Consider the following 16996-nt stretch of genomic DNA (forward strand, 5'->3'; position numbering starts at 1 on the left):
CCACTAGAGTCTCCAAATTTAGGGGCGACAACGTTAGGAGGCGTAACCCCTTTAAACAGATACTGTTTCATTACCGCAGCTAAAGGAGGATAGAGTTCATTAATATTTGATAAGCCCCCACCTAAAACGATGATGTCAGGGTCATACATCAGGGTTAGTTGTGCTAAATAACACCCTAAGCAGTCGATATAAGCGTCAAAGGTTTTTTGGGCTTTACTTTCGCCTGCTTGTAACCCTTTAATGAGTGCAGGCACAGATGTATAACCTGCCTCAAAGTGTGTGCACATCCACAGTAATCCTGGGCCAGCAAGATATTCTTCAACGCAGCTAAGTAAGCCACAACCACACTGGCGCAGAGGGAATTGATAACGCTGCTGCAAAATAGCAGGAAGTGGTATATGTCCAAATTCACAAGCTACATTTTGCTTACTGCGAAAGAGCTGCCCATCAATGCACAACCCTCCGGCGACTCCCGTACCCAAAACTAAACCCAGTACATTTTTCTGACTCTGTGCTGCACCGCCATTGGCCTCAGATAACACAAAGGCTTTTACATCATTCTCAAATCCCACTGGACGATTCAGTATTTTAAGGGTGTCTGCCACCAGAGGCTGGCCATTAATACTTGGAATATTGGCAGAAACAGCACAACCGAGACTATCAACAATACCCGGGAAGCCAATACCTACCGACCCTTCACAACCAGTTGTTTGATCCGCTTTATCAACCATTTCAGCCAGGGTTGCTAAAAGCTGTTGGTAATTATCCCCAGGCGTCGCCACTCTCCATGAGTCGCTTAGTGTGAAGTCAGCATTAAAAATCGCTAATTCGATTTTTGTGCCTCCCACGTCCAGACCGTAATGCATATGTTTCTTCTTACCTATTTTTTTCTAATATGAGTAACTGTAGTTGCCAATCTAGTTAACACGTTACTCATAGCTATTTCGCAAAATGTACCCGTTTAAGCCAATTAACTAGCACGCCAGTATGTTAACTTGTGTCCTTTGACTGCGTAAAAAGCAATAAACACATAACAAGGCACCATAATCCAATATGGGCTTTGCAAGTTACCCGAACCATCAGCTAGATAGCCATAAATCAAAGGAATAATTGCTCCACCAGCAATTCCCATAATTAATAATGCAGATGCTGTACTAGTATCTTTCTGATTCAAACCATTAAGCGCTAATGGCCACACGGCTGGCCAAACTAAGGCGTTAGATAAACCAAGTAAGGCAACGTATAACACTGCATTTGGAATAGCCGGAACACCTGTCCAACCGAACAGTAAGTCCCATAGGTCTGTTGAAACTGTGCTTGCATTTAGCAGCAATACTGTAAAGGTCGCCCCTGCGATTGCAGAGATTGCCAAAGCAAGGCTTTGACTGATAATACGAGGGATAAACAACATACCTAACACGTAGCCAACAACCATAAAACCCATAGTATAGGAGGTTAGTTCACCAAAATTAGTGACACCCAGCTCTTTACTAAACAAACCAATTGTATCACCAGCAAGCACCTCTACTCCGACGTAGAAAAACAACGCAATCGCACCCAGTATGACTTGTGGCTTTTGCAAAATACTGCTGTCGTCATCTTCAGTTGCTTCTTCATCTGAATTGATATCAGGCAGAGGAACCGATTTAATAAACAAGCCAAGTACGAATAACATCCCCGCCATAATCAAATAAGGCGTGATCAAACGTGATGACAGCTCTGCAAGTTCCACTGCTCTTTGTTCAATATCCAATGAAGCTAATCTAGTTTCGGTAAATTGAGACATGTCTGTTAGCACAAATGCAGTAAATACAAGTGGGGCGACAATACCTGCACCTTTATTTAAAATACCCATAATGCTGATACGAACAGCAGCAGTTTCTCGTGGACCTAGTAGTACAATGTAAGGATTAGAAGCAGTTTGTAGAATCGTTAGACCAGCACCTAACATAAATAACGCCACTAAAAAAATGCTATACATTCTAAAATAGGCGGCAGGTATGAACATTAAGGCCCCCACTACCATCACGAACAACCCCAGCACCATGCCGTCTTTAAAACCCGTACGGCGTAAAATGTAAGACATGGGTAATGCCATCACCGTATATGAAATATAAAAAGCAAATGTCACTAGCAAGGCTTCAAAATGGCTCAATTCACACGCTACTTTTAAAAATGGAATCAAAGAGCCATTGAGCCAAGTCACAAAGCCAAACATAAAAAATAATATGCCGATAATCAGCATAGGGAGCATACTACTAGAAGGTTGATTATTTGTGCTTGTCATTGAGAACACCGGTTAAGTCATAAAATAAAAAAGGTAATATGATAATCATTACCTACATACATAAAGAAACCTTACCACCCTTCATTACCTTTCACAAGATTGAATAACGAAAGAAAACGAAATCAATTATTTACCTGTATACTTTGAAGTAGCGAGTTATACCCTTTTTGAGGCTGCCACGTACCTTGATTCGCAAATTGAATACTGTACTCAGGACGATGACTTATTATGCCACCATTACTCACGTCAGCTATGTGCAGCGATAAATGGTATTGGCCTTTCTCCATAGAGGCAGGCAGTTGCAAAGTCTCTTCAATTCTAACGTTACTTTCTGGACGCCAGCTTCGAATATCATAACGTTCAGAGTCGAGTACTACTGCATACTCTTGCCCGCTAGTATTATGAGTAAATATCACCCTCAGCTGCATGGGGAACATTGGAGACGTAAAGCCTAGATTTTCTATATCTAACGAGAAAAGCATAAGTCCACCAGCATTCGCAGCACTAGAGAACTCACCCTTCACCATGGATAAACGATAACCAAGACGACGTTTGATATCCGACATACAGCCTTCGTCTTGCCAGTCATTATTGACTTGATTGTTATACGCTGAGTTTAAATAGGTATAGTTAAATCGATCTATAATATCGACTACGTTATGACTACAGTTGTTTTGAGGAGAGTAGCCGTCATCACAGGTTTCTCCGCCCACAATAGTATAACGACTGTGTTGAGCTTGATGAGTTTTTAATGCATTTACCACTTTGTCGTTATTAACTGGGGCTTTAGCAGATGATCCGTAGTCTGCAAATGTTCCCCAATCATCTGATGTAGCAAGAAAACAATCATTGTATAAACCTAACCTAGAAGCATCAGAGCCATTAAATGCCTGCAATTCGTGTAATGGGGCGGCAGTGACTGGAGCCTCAGGTCCATGCATAAACTTTTGAATTAATTGAGGTTTCCTAACTTGTACAGTTATATCTTTTGGTACAGAGTCTAATATTGCTTTAACCATTTCAACTCGGTCATCCCAATTTTCATTGTAAATCCTACCTTGGGCATCAAAGTCACCAAAATGATCGGTAAACATCATCTCTCCCCATGTACCAATAAAGCCAGCCTGCCAAGTCAAAAGTACATCATGGTTTTGACTCAATACCTCTGAGACTTGCTCTATATGCGCCAAGACAATATCTTTACTGGCATCACCATAAGGAGGGCATATCCAGGAACCACAATCACCCGTTGGTGGAACATTGTTATAGGAGAATCTAACAATAAATTTAACCCCAGCTTTTCTGGCTGTATCAAAGTCATGTTGTAACTGCTGTAAAAAGGTCTCAGACAGCTCTTTAGTGTTAACAAAGCTATCTAAAATGTACTGCCTAAGAAAAAGTCCATGTCTGATTTGATAATTTCCGCCTACAGGCGTGGAGTACGTATTACGCAACCTGAGCAGCTCCTCTTCAGTGACCGCCTCAAAACTGCTGGCCTTCGTTGCATAGGGATAGTAGAAGCCACGACCTGGGTTCATGATATCTTCGTCAGAAACAGTATATTTAACCTGATGGGTAGGGCCGGTACTGCTATTTAAGCTACAACTGAACAACACCAAGCACAGACCTAACACTAGAAACGATTTGATTAGGCAAGCAGCGTTTATAACCGGGCCGTAAAATTTTTTAAACATAGAATACCTATTTTTGATATAAAATTTGAGAACATGGTAAACGTCACCTCATCCCAAATAAGGACTCGACGATTTTCTTTTTAGATATATTCATCGAGTGATTTGGTCTGATATTATTTAAAGGTGTATGTTGCCATCGCCTTATCTGGACTTTCATCGGTCGCCCAACCTTCTCCTGTAGATACAAATTTTACTTTAATAGCAGTACCTGTAACGGGTGAACCCAATTCACTTAAAGGAATTCTTCCTTTAATTTGCCTAGGAGTATCAACAACACTTGAAGTTAATGCATTGCTTTGTAGGGCAGATGACCAGCTTCCAGACTGAGCCTCATAGCGTTCAACCACCCATTGCATGCTATCGTTTGTCATAAAACGAAACCCATAACTTGCATCTAACTGTTTAAGACTCGTAGCTCCTGCGGGTAAAGGATTGGCAGTGCGCCCCTTAGTATCCATGCTGAAATACAATTCATGACGGTGCCAACTCGCAATATTGTCTTTGTTATCAAAAGAGAAGTACAAAAATTGACTGTCATTCACTAGGCGATTCTTTAACAGATTATTGTATCCTTCAGCAATATCGTCACCATCTGTATAAATCGACCAATACAGACTCTGAGCTGAACTTTTAGCTGGAGTTTGCTTTGCTTTCACTTGATAAGAAGCCGCCAACGTAGCAATGACAGCTAAAGCAATGAAGATTGGAAGTAATAGTTTTTTCAGGTTAAAAAATGACGACATAATATTTACTCTCACGAAAACAATTAACGTTTATGTTTCTTTTATTTCTTTTTAAATATTATAATCCTAAAATTCAATCAAACGCAACCAAATGAAACCACAAAAGGCTAGCAAAGCAAAATAATTGAAAGACACGCTCACTCAAAGTGAAACATAAAACCACTATGTCTAATTTGAAAGGGCACTACGTTAACCAGTTACATCTGTGAAACTAGCAATAACCATAGCTACAGAGACTGATTCAAACATAGGGAGTGATAAAGGTGAAAAAGAAACATTTACAGCTGATTTATTTAATCACATTGTTTTATCAAGATTTTTTATATGGTACTGAAAACACCTTTAGCCCAATTCGATTGTCGACATCAATAAACAAAGTTCAACCCATGACGGGTATAGCCTTTTGGGCAAGCAACAACAAAGCTCTTGAAGCCCTTGGAGACACTGTTCAGCTAGAGTTCTCTTACTTAACTTATAGTGATGTCATTGAAACTAAAGGTCATTACAAATGGGAAGTCATCGACAATTTACTCAATGATATTGCCAGTCGTAAACATCAAGCAATATTACGTTTTCACTATACATATCCCGGTAAAGTCAAAATATCAGTACCTGCTTATATCTTTAATGATGAAGATTACGCCCGCACCTCAGCAACAGTCGAAAATAAAAAAATCTTTGTGCCTGACTGGAGTTTTAAAGAACTAGAGACGTTCACAACACAATTTTTTGCCAATTTTGCCGCTCGCTACGACGGTGATCCTAGATTGGCCATGATTCAAGTAGGCTTTGGGTCCTACGCAGAGTATCACTTATATAATGGGCCGAGAGTGCTCGGTAAGACCTTCCCTACAAAGAAATTTCAGACGTCTTTTTTTAAAACAATGAATGACAAGTTCGATACAACACAGTGGTCCGTATCTATTGACGCTGCAAATTCTGACTATGGTCCATTTTCTAGTAAAGCTGAACATGCAAACCTTAACTTTGGTTTATTTGACGACTCTATGATGCATAAAACCCACTCAGTTACTGAAGATGAATACAACCTCTCATCTTGGAAGTTTTTTGGAATTGAACGCTACAAAAAAAGGATGATGGGCGGTGAATTCAGTTACTACTCTGATTATGATCAAAAAAGCGTACTTACCTATCCCGATGGTGCTTGGGGCAGAAGCTTTGAATCCTTTGTCGATCAATTTCATCTTAGCTACATCATTGGTAATGATCAGTTTCGTCATCAACCACCAGTGCGAATTAGAGAAGCTTCTATGTCAATGGGCTACAAGTTTCATGTTAACAGCTTTGAGGCTTCTAACGAGCAAAGTCGCATCAGCATTTCGAATATTGGCGTCGCTCCTCTCTATTACGACGCCTACCCTGCTGTTAATGGTGTGCGATCGAACTTATCATTAAAAGGGTTACTCCCAAATCAGACTATAGAATTTCTTATAGACTCAGGGGGGGACACACCCAGTTTTGCGATAGAAAGCGACTATCTGGTTGAGGGTCAAGTTATTGGATTTTCAGCAGATTAACGGACGTAAATGACCGTACGAATAAGTTTTAATTTAAGATGACGCCCTATTTAAACATCTCTGAAGGTACTCTGATTGCTCACTGATTGATTTCAATCAGTGAGGGGGAAACTATAGGCCGACATGACTTCATTGATCAGCGGCAACCGTGATTGGACCTGCCACATAACATCAACATCATTTACCCCGATATTAATGCTCGAGTTAATGGGGTCAATATCGCTCTGTTCTATACTTAGCTCAATAAAGTTAGTAGCACTGTTAGCTTCAATACTATGTGTATTTTGTGGCTCCCAGCTCCAATCTGAACCCGTTGATTTATATAAAGTAACTATGCCACCAGTGCCTTGTTGAATTAAATAATCAGCACCTGATAACGCCCAATCAGATGATTGAAAACCTGTAGAATTGTCGCCGTCAGAGTTGATAAACAAGTCAAAATAAGGCCCCATCTCGTTACCCGCCATCGCTATATATAAATATGTTTCATCAGCAACCACTTTTAATGATGTGACTTGTTGATTTTCGGCACTAGCGAGTAACGAAATACTATCCCAATCATCAGCATTACCATCAATTGAAATATTCACAACCTCGGGCTGAATGAACGGTTCTGATTCAAACTCGATTAAAGGCTCTGTAGGCTTTGTGTTTTTATCCTCTCCCTCCACATATGCCGCAACAGTAATAGTTTGCTCGAGATTATTATAACCGTTTGACTCATCCCATAAGCCAACATTAGCCAGTTGAATGCTATATTCAGGGCGTGTGGCTATCACACCATTATTCGACACGTCTGCGATATGTAAGAATAAATCGTAACTACCTATGGCCAAATTATCAGGTAGTTTAATGTACTCACCTAATTCTGTGGTGCCTGATTGCCAAGTGCGTATATCATGACCTACAGCCTCTAAGACAATAGTCGTTTCTAGTCCTGTGCTTTGATGCTTTAATATAAGTCGTAACTCCATGGCAGTAACAACAGACGTAAAACCATCATTATCAACAGTCAGCAAAAACGGTACATAATTACCAGCATTGGCTGTAGTCACTGCAGTAGAGCTAGTCATCGCTAGGCGATATCCTAATCTATTTTTAATTTCCTCCATGCAGGCATTATCACCCTCGGTCCAATCGTTATTGACGGCATTATTATAATCAGTATTAAGGTAACTATAATTAAGCTCATCCATGGTATTAACCACGTCATCACTACAATCATTTGCATAAGACACTGGCGGAATAGCCCAATCCTCATCCTTACAAGTCTCACCTCCCACAATAACAAAGTGACTATCGTTTTGGTGGTAACTCTTTAAAATGCCCACTGCATTACCCTGTTTTTCTCCTCCGGCGGTACCATAATCAGCATAGGTCCCCGTATCAGAAGCATCGGTTAAAAAGCAGTCATTATGAAAACCAACTCGGGCAATATCTTCATCGCTAAACGCGCTATCGGCCGTTAAGCTACCTTCTGTTCCACTCAGTCCGGCAGTAATTGGCGCATCAGCGCCGTATATAAGCTTTTGTTTCGCTTGTGGTGTTCTTACTTGCACCATAATTGACTCGGCAGTTGCTGCTAACAATGCTGATAATACTTCACTTCTGTCATTCCAATTTTGGTCAGTATAGCTAGCACTAACGTCTCCGGCGGGACTAAAGTTATCGGTGTAGTATTGCTCGCCCCACGCACCAATGAAACCTTGTTGTATGGTTAATATAACATCAGCATTTTCGGTCAAAATGGGTTGTAGTTGCTCAATATGAGCTAGAATTGTGGCTTTATCAGGATCGCCATAAGGCTCACTAGCATTTTTATGATAATGAAAACGTACCACCATCTTAATGCCAGCTTCTCGGGCGGTATCAAAATCAGTTTGAATTTGGCTTAAGGTCTGGCTCGACAACGTTGCGTTGTCAACGTAGTTATCTAAAATAAAAGCTCTTAAAATAATGGTGGCATTAACGCTATAACTCGCATCAGATGCTTGATAGCCATTTCTATTGACGACCAAATCGTCTTTATTTAAAGGTATAAACGCACTGGTTTGTGTTTCTGTGTGCTGATAGAAACCTCTGCTAGGGTTAGCAATGTCTTCATCAGATTTAATATAATATTTGTTCGTTACAGTGAAGCCCGCTAATAATTCAGCTTCGGGTGCTGTTTCTGGCTCAGAAACACTCGGAATAGTTGGCGTCTCATTGTCGCCTACATTTTCTTCAACACTACTGCTACTGCAACCTAATAAAATTGCGACCAGTAAAGCAAGTGCCAATATATTTTGAAAATTTATCATAAGTCCCTAATGTACCCTGTCTAAGTCAGCTTTATCCTGAACACAGAAATAATGTCGACAAGCTTGCCAATGACAATTAGTAGGTAAAAACCTTATACGACGCTAATACGAACAGGAGTCTTTGTTGTTGGCATGTAACCTTACCTCTTCCACAATAGTGTGAATTTTTGACGCAAGAAGAAGGTTCACATAGAGAATGTTTTGAAAAAAACGGCACCTAACCAAGGCACCGTTTTATCTAGCTTAATAGACAGATTTAAGGTGCTTCAGCAGTATAATCATACATACCAGCATCAGGTATTTGATCTGTTCCCCACCCAGCTCCTGTTCCTACAAACATCATTTTGATTGTCGTTATATCTGTAGGATTACCAATTTCACTTAGCGGGATAGACATGGTCGTGTAAACAGAATCACCGCCCTGTGCAGCTGCTGTGGTTTCTGCTTCGACCCAGACGCTTTGATCCACAACTTTCTTATAAGAATTCCAGCCTTCTCCGGTATATTCAAAGCTATATCCATATTCAGCAACTAAGCCTGTTAGACTTGCCGCACCGGCAGCCATAGGTTCAGTAGTGGTATCACTATCATCTGTGTTCAAATATACACTGATCGTATGCCAAGCATCTTTGGCAGCTTTATGCTTTTGTGTAATGACTAAGTCGCTGTCATCTATATTAACGGTCACTGACTCAATGTTATTACCAAGAGGGGTAATATCATCATCTGCTTCCTCAATTTCAATGGTTATTGGTTTATCAAATTGAAACATTGCATCATTGGGGGCTTGATCTGTTCCCCACCCAGCTCCGGTGCCTACAAACATAATATCGAATGCTGCGACGTCCACTGGTTCGCCAATTTCACTTAATGGAATTGTGATAGTCGTAATTACAGTGTCACCACCTGTCGCGGTTGCAGTTGTATCTGCATCAACCCAACCACCTTGATCCACGTCTTTTTTCGAAGCGTTCCAGCCTTCTCCAGTATATTCAAAGTTATATCCATATTCGGCAACTAAGCCAGTTAAGCTTGCCGCCCCGCCCGCTATCGGCGTACTTGTGGTATCGGTGTCATCGGTATTTACATATACGCGAATGGTATGCCATGCGTCTTTAGCAGCTTTATGAGCTTGTGTTATGACTAAGTCAGTATCGACAACTTTATAAGACACATAGTCAATATCATTTCCAAGTGGGCTAATATCATCATCGGTTTCGGTAAGTAGTGCGACTTCTGCACTTGCTGCGGCTTCTTCTGCGGCGGCTAAGGCTGCGGCTTCTGCAGCTTCTGCTGCGGCAATGGCTTCTGCTTCCGCCTGTGCAGCGGCTTCTGCTTCTGCTTCTGCAATAGCAGCGACAAGCGCTTCATCAACTGGCTCTACATTACTTTCTAGCTCTTGCTCCCAGCAACCGCTTAACGTGGTAGACAGTAAACTCAGTACAAATATATATTTTAAACTCTTCATAAGAAATTGCTCTGCTGTATATGTTTATTGATGGGCGCCTAATATAGACGCCAACTTTTTATGGGTGTCCATCATGATTTTTAAGGGATCGGGTATATTGATTAAAACTTATAACGTACACCGGCTTTTGCGGTTCGGCCCCACTCAGCATAACTACCCGGTAAGTTAGTGGTGCCACTGAAACCATGCCAGCCTTCATCTAATAAGTTATCTAGTTGCACGTAAGCTTCTAGACCTTCAGCCACATAGAAGGTTGCCGATGCAGATGCCCATGTGGTTGGCGAAGCCATACTTTTATAGGTATCGGTAACACTACCATCTGCATCATAAACATTGAGTGGAGACCAATGACTGGTTACAAAAGCCTCTGAATGATAAGCCGATAAATTTAAACTCATCTTATCGTTGTTATACAGCAGGCTGAGAGAGTAAGAGGTGTCTGGTATGTTTTCTAAAACTCCGACTGAAAATCCACTGACGATAGACTCTGTATCGATATAAGTATAATTAGATGTAATACCAAAACCTGAATCAAAGAAGTGTTGCAAGGCAAATTCATATCCTAAGATTTTTGCTTGGTCTAAATTTCTTGGTCCTGCAATCGTAAAGGCCACTTCTTCATACATACCTGATGGGGCCCAACGTACTGGGTTTTCCACAAGATAAGTAGGTTTATCTTCTGGATTATCTTGATAAAGATCTATACCTGATTGCACAAAGCCTCTAATGTCTTTTTGAAATACAGCGGCACTAATCGAAGAACCTTCTTTGTAGTACCATTCAATAGATATATCGGCTTGCTGAGCGGTTACAGGGCTTAAATTGGGGTCACCAATATTAGTGATGTACCATTGATTATAAGTAAGCGCGTCATGATCTACCTGTGTTGATAGCTGGTCTATGCCCGGCCTTGACATCACTTCGGCGTACGACAAACGTACAAGTAACTCTTCTGAAAATTCGAACTGAAGATTCATAGAAGGCAATAGTTTGTCGTAATCATTTTCGACCGAAATTGCAACGGTAGGCCCATAATCAACTACAGAAGCCCAAATAGTTTCAGGCGCCTCTGATACGCTTAAAATGGGTCTATCCCAACCAGTGGATGTCACATCAGTTTGCACATACCTCACACCTAGATTACCGGAGATGTTCACAAAATCGAATTCGGTGCTAAAGTTAGCTTGTACAAAGATAGACACAGTTTCTTCTTCAACAGCGCCTGACAAATTAGAGTTAAAAACGGGAAACAATGCATCCGAGTAGCCATCGACATAGGGCTCACCCGTAAGAGGGTTGATAACATTCGCATTCCCATCTGCTGACTTGATAGCTTCAAATGCATTGGCAACATCAAATATCGCAAACTCGCGAGGAAAATCTCCACTTACGCCATCAAGAAAATTATCAAACGGAAAAGCTTTTACTACATCAGCATCAACATCGTCCCATGTAAATGGCGCTCCGCTATACAATGACATGTTCGCGCTATTGTCATACTGCTCACGTTCTTTAGTTCGTTTGTTGTATACCACACCGTATTCGACACTATTTATTACGTCCAAATCCAAAAAAATCTGGTGCTCCAATGAAGCTCCTATCACTTCATCGTCAATATTAATGCCTTCTAACCGAGTAAAATGAGGACCAAATTGACCATTTCCAACAATGTCACTGACTTCAGTGATCCCCCCCTCATTATCAGCAAAATCTAAGGTAATACTTGGTAAACCGCCATCTGTTAATTCCATCCTAGCGGTTGTCTCACCAGCAACTACAGGCACAGAAACAACAAATCTATCTTTGCCACCGGCTTCGCGAGTTGCATTAGACATATATACATCACCGGTTAACACTGAGTTTTCAGTCACGTTATAGGTAAAGTTTGCCCCCAAATTGACAGTGTCTACAACACGATGCTCTTCAAGCGTCACCAATTGCGGTAAGAGATTTTGCACGGTTAGACCGGTAACTAATGTGCCTAGCGGATTCAACTCAGTTTTTATTCCACCATATGTAGCATCTGTGCCACTTGCGATGACGTCTGGGAAAAAATAAGATTCGGTATAGCCTTTACTGGGCGTGTCTAAACGAGTCCATAATGCGTCAACAACAATATCTAAATCACTATTAGGTCTGTATTGGAATGCGGCAGAAATCGCTGTACGCTCTTTGTTTTCTTCACGAGCGGTATAGGCAATGGTACCTGGGAAAATTAACTCGTTATCCGCTGGGTCGTTCGTTAGGCCATCACCATTTCGATCCCAAGACCAATTTGTACTGGTTGAAGGCTCCCACCAATTATCTGACAATTCATCAGTTCGAGTTGGCGCTCTGCTATATAGTGCAGAAACTAAAATACCCATAGTGTCATCATTAAATGTATGACTACCTACGCCTGTTAATTTGTAGCCATATTTATCTGCCTGTTCTCGATATATACCTTCTGCTCCGAAAGCACCATGAGTACCAGCGTTGTCAAACGGTCGAGCAGTTTTAAGATTGATAGCGCCACCAATACTGCCTTCTAATTGCGAAGCGGTAACTGATTTATGCACCCAAGCTTCAGAAATAACCGAAGAAGGTAAAACGTCAAAAGCAAAGTCACGACTTGATGAATCTGTTGCCATAATACGATTATTGATTGTAACAATACTAAATTCTGGCCCCAAACCACGAATACTCACGCCTTGTCCTTCACCACCAGATGTTCTATCTATGGTGATACCTGTGATGTGTGATAACGAATCTGCTACGTTAGCATCAGGAAAAACACCTAACTCAGCTGCTGTAATGCCATCGACAATAGAATCGCTCTCACGTTTCACATCCAACGCCTTGATAAGACTTTTCTGAGAAGAAGTCACTGTGATGACTTCATATTCATCCTCCATGACTTCTTCATCAGCAGCATAAGTAAATGCCGAACTACATAGCAGGCTTATTGCCAGAGTCAGTCTTGTTTTCCTAAATTTATTATTCATATTTTCACCACTCGATTTAGTTTTTTATTATGTGTAATCAATATGTCATAAACTTTTTATCAAAAAGAAACACTGAAATCAAATGAAATTTCAAAACATTATCGAAACGAAACATAAACAGTCAAAAAAAACACAAATGAAACAAAAAGTGACATTAAAAAATGATTTTTTATATAGAAAAGACATGGTAAATTTCATTTTGCAGCAATTAGGGTATATCGTTAAAGTTAAGGTTAAATCCCATTCAAGAAACGTATCATCACTGCAGATTTATTGAGGTTTCCAAACATACTCCGGTGATAGAGCGGCTCATCGGTGCGTAACGCAAACCACCCTAAAAGCGTGGTTCATATTGGATGGGGTTAATAGAATTAGATTCATCTTGATAAAATCAGATGTCAGAAATTACCTATGACCATTTACTATGCTTTTCTGACTGTTACTTGATAGGCTAGCATGACTCTGAATTTAGAGGTTTTGCAACTTATGTAAGCATGACTTAGAGGCAGTTTCACCTGATAAATGCATAGCATACAAAGCCGAGCCAATTACAGGGCTATACAAAGGTGATGAAATAGAAAAACGCAATGTAGTTTGATTAAGGGCCTCTTTCATTGGCTTAGAAACCAATGAGCCCGAGCGAAACACACCGCCCGAAAATGAAAGGTTAACATGCTCATTTTCAGTAAAACCTAGCACTTCACGGGTACTGAGTACAATTTTAGCTAGCTCTTTGCCGGCTTCTTCCATGATCCTCAAAGCTTCATAATCCCCTAAACCCGCAGCTTTGCTCACCAAAGTTGATACCGCTGCAATCCGGCTACGTTCGCCTTGCCACTTAGACAATACGAGTCCGGTAATATCTAAATCTTGCCCAATAGCTAAGTCTTGTTTAATGACTTCGTATAAAGGCCCTTTTTTTAATCTACCGTCAGACATTTGTGAGAATGCACGCAACCCGTTTATGGCAACCCAATATGCTGAGCCTTCGTCACTAAACAGTTCTCCCCAACCACCACAACGAGCACGCTGATTTTTTCGCACGCCGTAAGCAATAGATCCAGTTCCAGCTACAATATTAATGCCGTCCTGCCCACCAAATGCAGCTGCCCAGCCGTTCACCATATCATTGTCACATTGGTATTGCTTTGCTGACAATATACTACTGGGCAACTCGGAGATGTGGTTATCGACTTCACTATCTTCACCGAAAGCGGGTAACCCAAAGAAAGCGTAAGTAAGGTCATTAACGTTTTTTTTAGCTAAATGTAGCGTCTTTGAAATGCCACTTTCAATGACATTCCTTGCTCCATCAAGTCCCACTTGGATGTGATAGCAGGTTGGCTCTGAATGTTCAGCTAAAATGTGACCATTTTTATCAATGAGCACAAACGCGGTTTTTGTGCCCCCGCCATCAACACCTAAAAACATGAGACTTACCTCTTCTAACCATATCTCACTACAAGGCGTGGATATGCACTCCTTGAACCACACGATTAATCGTACCCGATGAACTTGGATTATCTGGCGTATTATTTATCGCCAAAGAATGTTGTAAGGCATACACCTGAGCAGACGCAATAAATGGGAACATTAAATAAGTATCGTCAACCTCAGACATATTATCCAACATCACACACTCACCTTGTTTAAACACTGGGTCACTTTTAGCCGTAATTGATAAAATCTGCCCAACTTCTTGATCATTCTGTAATTCTGCGAGTAACTCTAGGTCATATTGTCGAGTGTATGGATCGTTTGAAATAAAAATAATCACTAAGGTTTTATCATTAACCACTGCTTTCGGCCCGTGGCGAAACCCTAGAGGTGAATCAAAGGTAGACAATGCTTGCCCGTCTGTTAGTTCAAGTAACTTCAAAGCTCCCTCTTGAGCCAAGCCTTTAGATACACCGCTACCCAAATAAACCACACGCTCGAACTTTTTCATTGCCACACTTTTCAACATCATATTGTAGGTTTTCAATAATGCTGAGGTCGCATTAATCGCTGCAGTTAAGTGCTGTTCGAAAGCATCCGAGGGGCAAAACACGTAAAGAGCAGTCAACAACATACAACTAAAACTTGAAGTCATAGCGAAGCTCTTATCATTGGTCTCTTCTGGCATAAGCAACGCAAGTTTATTGTCACCTTGGCAACGTTTATACAAGGCCCCTTCTGCATTACAAGTAATCGCAATTTGAGAGCAGTTTTTTACCAGTTTTTCTGCACACTCAAATGCTGCAACACTTTCTGGGCTATTCCCTGAACGAGCAAATGACACTAATAAAGTGGGTACATCCTCTTGAAAGAACTCATGGGGATTAGACACCAAGTCTGTAGTTGGAATGGCTTCAACTCGGCCACCAAAGCTTTTTAAAATAGCAGGGGCAATACTGGCACCTACAAATGCTGAAGTACCTGCACCAGTCAAAATTATGCGAATATTTTTGGTGTTTAACACTGGCCTTAAAAACGCTTCTATTTTGCCTTTGTTAGCCTCTAGCATTTGATAAGTTTTTTGCCATGTCGCGGGTTGCTGCTCAATTTCTTTGGCAGTCCAATAAGCATCCATACTTCGTAATGTAGCTTCTGAGTAATCTAAATAGGTCATAATTTTACACCTCCTTCGTAGTTCGGCTTAATTGCTATGACAAGCAGCTGAATATTGTGCTAACACTTCTGATATTTTATGGAAAATCAGTTCTTGAGTACTGGTACCTATCTCTCCATTCACTATAGCGCCATACTGATTAGGCAAGTACTGGCTCACTAATGTAAGAGGTGGTGGAGTGTTATCTAAGTTTTCAATCAGTTTATTCAAACTAGCTGTGACCTCCGGTTGTGGCCAGTAGTAGCGAATACGGTCACTCAAGCTATATTGACAATCCAATGCCTGTTCTTTGGTGTCTTGTGAATAATACTTCTTCCAATAGACAGGCTTGTCCTGCATGGCTTGCAGTAATGTTTGTTTCAAATTTGCACGGTTTGCCTGCTCAATCCACTCTTGCTCGATTAAATCTAGCGCCCAACATGCTTCACGTAAAGCATAGGTTAACCATGGTCCAACCTTGAGAATGGCAAAGTGTCCTTTAACCAAATCAGCCAAGTGCTCAGCAGTTTGATAGTCTGTTGAGTGCGCTTCGTAGATCATAAGGGGATCATTTTCAATATTTTGACTAAGTGCCTGGGCTTTTTCTGGCTTAAACGCCATCACTTTATGATGATCGAATTCAACACCTGGCTGCACAACCAATGCAATGATCCTCGGCCATGTTAATTTAAGGCCTGCATCAAAAAAAGCGTGTTTATGAATTGCAATGGTTTCGGTTGCCGCCTCTACTGAAGTGGGAGTCAGTTCATCTAAACCTTCCTGAGCACCACCAGGAACTGGCACTTCAGTTCCTATAATATACACGGGCGCTTCGCCACCCACTTGTTGCCACGTTTGTTCTGCAACCGCACAAAGCCTAGCCGCTCTTAATGCAACCAAATCATCACCTAAAGGCACAGGGTCATCACTGCATGACATTGAACAGTCTAAGTGAATTTTTCTAAAGCCTGCCTTGATATACTCTGCAATTAATATATCTGACTTCTGCATAGCTTCTTCAGCAGTTAAATCTTGCCAACAGTTTGGACCTAGGTGATCGCCCCCCATAATGACACGGTTTCGTGGTAAACCTACTGTATCTGCTATCGAAAAAACCAGATTACAGAAGTCATTAGGGCGCATACCCGTATAACCACCATCTTGGTTTACTTGATTAGAAGTTGCTTCAATAACTAAGGTTTCGCCTTGCTTCAGCGCATGACGCATTGAAGCCTCAATGACTAAAGGGTGAGAAGAACATACCGAATAAACACCGGTTATCTCACCTGCTTTGTGCCTTTGCACCATTTGTAATAATGCTTCCAAATCTTTTACCTCTTATCTAACGATTAAACTCCACCAAAGGAATCAAAGTGAAACAAAAACAAATAG

The 16996-nt window shown here is 41.0% G+C and carries 11 protein-coding genes; 1 reads left to right on the forward strand and 10 read right to left on the reverse strand.

Annotation, left to right across the window (positions count from 1 at the left end):
* From ABJE44_RS18810 to ABJE44_RS18825, 4 genes are all read right to left on the reverse strand, one after another.
* On the reverse strand, positions 1-866 hold an 866-nt coding region (locus ABJE44_RS18810; protein WP_348120877.1), incomplete at its 3' end, for an ROK family protein.
* A 104-nt stretch (positions 867-970) separates the two neighbouring features.
* Entirely contained in the window at positions 971-2287 is a 1317-nt protein-coding gene (locus ABJE44_RS18815; RefSeq protein ID WP_348110969.1) for a sugar MFS transporter, read from the reverse strand.
* A 122-nt stretch (positions 2288-2409) separates the two neighbouring features.
* The gene (locus ABJE44_RS18820; RefSeq protein ID WP_348110968.1) at positions 2410-3981 is read right to left on the reverse strand and encodes a DUF4832 domain-containing protein; all 1572 of its coding nucleotides are present in this window, start codon (positions 3979-3981) and stop codon (positions 2410-2412) included.
* A 113-nt stretch (positions 3982-4094) separates the two neighbouring features.
* On the reverse strand, positions 4095-4724 hold the full coding sequence (locus ABJE44_RS18825) for a hypothetical protein (RefSeq protein WP_348110967.1): 630 nt from the start codon (positions 4722-4724) through the stop codon (positions 4095-4097).
* A 263-nt stretch (positions 4725-4987) separates the two neighbouring features.
* Between ABJE44_RS18825 and ABJE44_RS18830 the strand changes: the two genes are divergently transcribed.
* Positions 4988-6262: a hypothetical protein gene (locus ABJE44_RS18830; protein ID WP_348110966.1), complete on the forward strand. Its 1275-nt coding sequence runs from the start codon at positions 4988-4990 to the stop codon at positions 6260-6262.
* 92 nt (positions 6263-6354) lie between these two features.
* Here the strand turns inward: ABJE44_RS18830 and ABJE44_RS18835 are convergent, their stop codons facing one another.
* From ABJE44_RS18835 to ABJE44_RS18860, 6 genes are all read right to left on the reverse strand, one after another.
* Entirely contained in the window at positions 6355-8562 is a 2208-nt protein-coding gene (locus ABJE44_RS18835) for a DUF4832 domain-containing protein (protein ID WP_348110965.1), read from the reverse strand.
* Between the two features lie 256 nt (positions 8563-8818).
* On the reverse strand, positions 8819-10030 hold the full coding sequence (locus tag ABJE44_RS18840) for a hypothetical protein (protein WP_348110964.1): 1212 nt from the start codon (positions 10028-10030) through the stop codon (positions 8819-8821).
* 101 nt (positions 10031-10131) lie between these two features.
* Positions 10132-13014 (reverse strand): TonB-dependent receptor, encoded by a 2883-nt coding sequence (locus tag ABJE44_RS18845; RefSeq protein ID WP_348110963.1) that lies wholly within the window; start codon positions 13012-13014, stop codon positions 10132-10134.
* A 468-nt stretch (positions 13015-13482) separates the two neighbouring features.
* Positions 13483-14445, reverse strand: a complete 963-nt coding sequence (locus tag ABJE44_RS18850; RefSeq protein WP_348110962.1) for a BadF/BadG/BcrA/BcrD ATPase family protein — start codon at positions 14443-14445, stop codon at positions 13483-13485.
* A gap of 28 nt (positions 14446-14473) precedes the next feature.
* Complete coding sequence (locus ABJE44_RS18855; RefSeq protein WP_348110961.1) at positions 14474-15625, reverse strand: SIS domain-containing protein; 1152 nt, start codon at positions 15623-15625, stop codon at positions 14474-14476.
* A 27-nt stretch (positions 15626-15652) separates the two neighbouring features.
* A complete protein-coding gene (locus ABJE44_RS18860; protein WP_348110960.1) occupies positions 15653-16930 on the reverse strand; it encodes a D-tagatose-bisphosphate aldolase, class II, non-catalytic subunit in 1278 nt (425 codons plus the stop codon).
* Positions 16931-16996: the final 66 nt, after the last annotated feature.

The organism is Paraglaciecola sp. (assembly GCF_039942875.1).
GTDB lineage: Bacteria > Pseudomonadota > Gammaproteobacteria > Enterobacterales > Alteromonadaceae > Paraglaciecola.

What these genes read in the sequence shown, in the direction of transcription:
- ABJE44_RS18815 (WP_348110969.1), bottom strand. Translation starts at nt 2,287, where the DNA reads ATGACAAGCACAAATAATCAACCTTCTAGTAGTATGCTCCCTATGCTG.
- ABJE44_RS18820 (WP_348110968.1), bottom strand. Translation starts at nt 3,981, where the DNA reads ATGTTTAAAAAATTTTACGGCCCGGTTATAAACGCTGCTTGCCTAATC.
- ABJE44_RS18825 (WP_348110967.1), bottom strand. Translation starts at nt 4,724, where the DNA reads ATGTCGTCATTTTTTAACCTGAAAAAACTATTACTTCCAATCTTCATT.
- ABJE44_RS18835 (WP_348110965.1), bottom strand. Translation starts at nt 8,562, where the DNA reads ATGATAAATTTTCAAAATATATTGGCACTTGCTTTACTGGTCGCAATT.
- ABJE44_RS18840 (WP_348110964.1), bottom strand. Translation starts at nt 10,030, where the DNA reads ATGAAGAGTTTAAAATATATATTTGTACTGAGTTTACTGTCTACCACG.
- ABJE44_RS18845 (WP_348110963.1), bottom strand. Translation starts at nt 13,014, where the DNA reads ATGAATAATAAATTTAGGAAAACAAGACTGACTCTGGCAATAAGCCTG.
- ABJE44_RS18850 (WP_348110962.1), bottom strand. Translation starts at nt 14,445, where the DNA reads ATGTTTTTAGGTGTTGATGGCGGGGGCACAAAAACCGCGTTTGTGCTC.
- ABJE44_RS18855 (WP_348110961.1), bottom strand. Translation starts at nt 15,625, where the DNA reads ATGACCTATTTAGATTACTCAGAAGCTACATTACGAAGTATGGATGCT.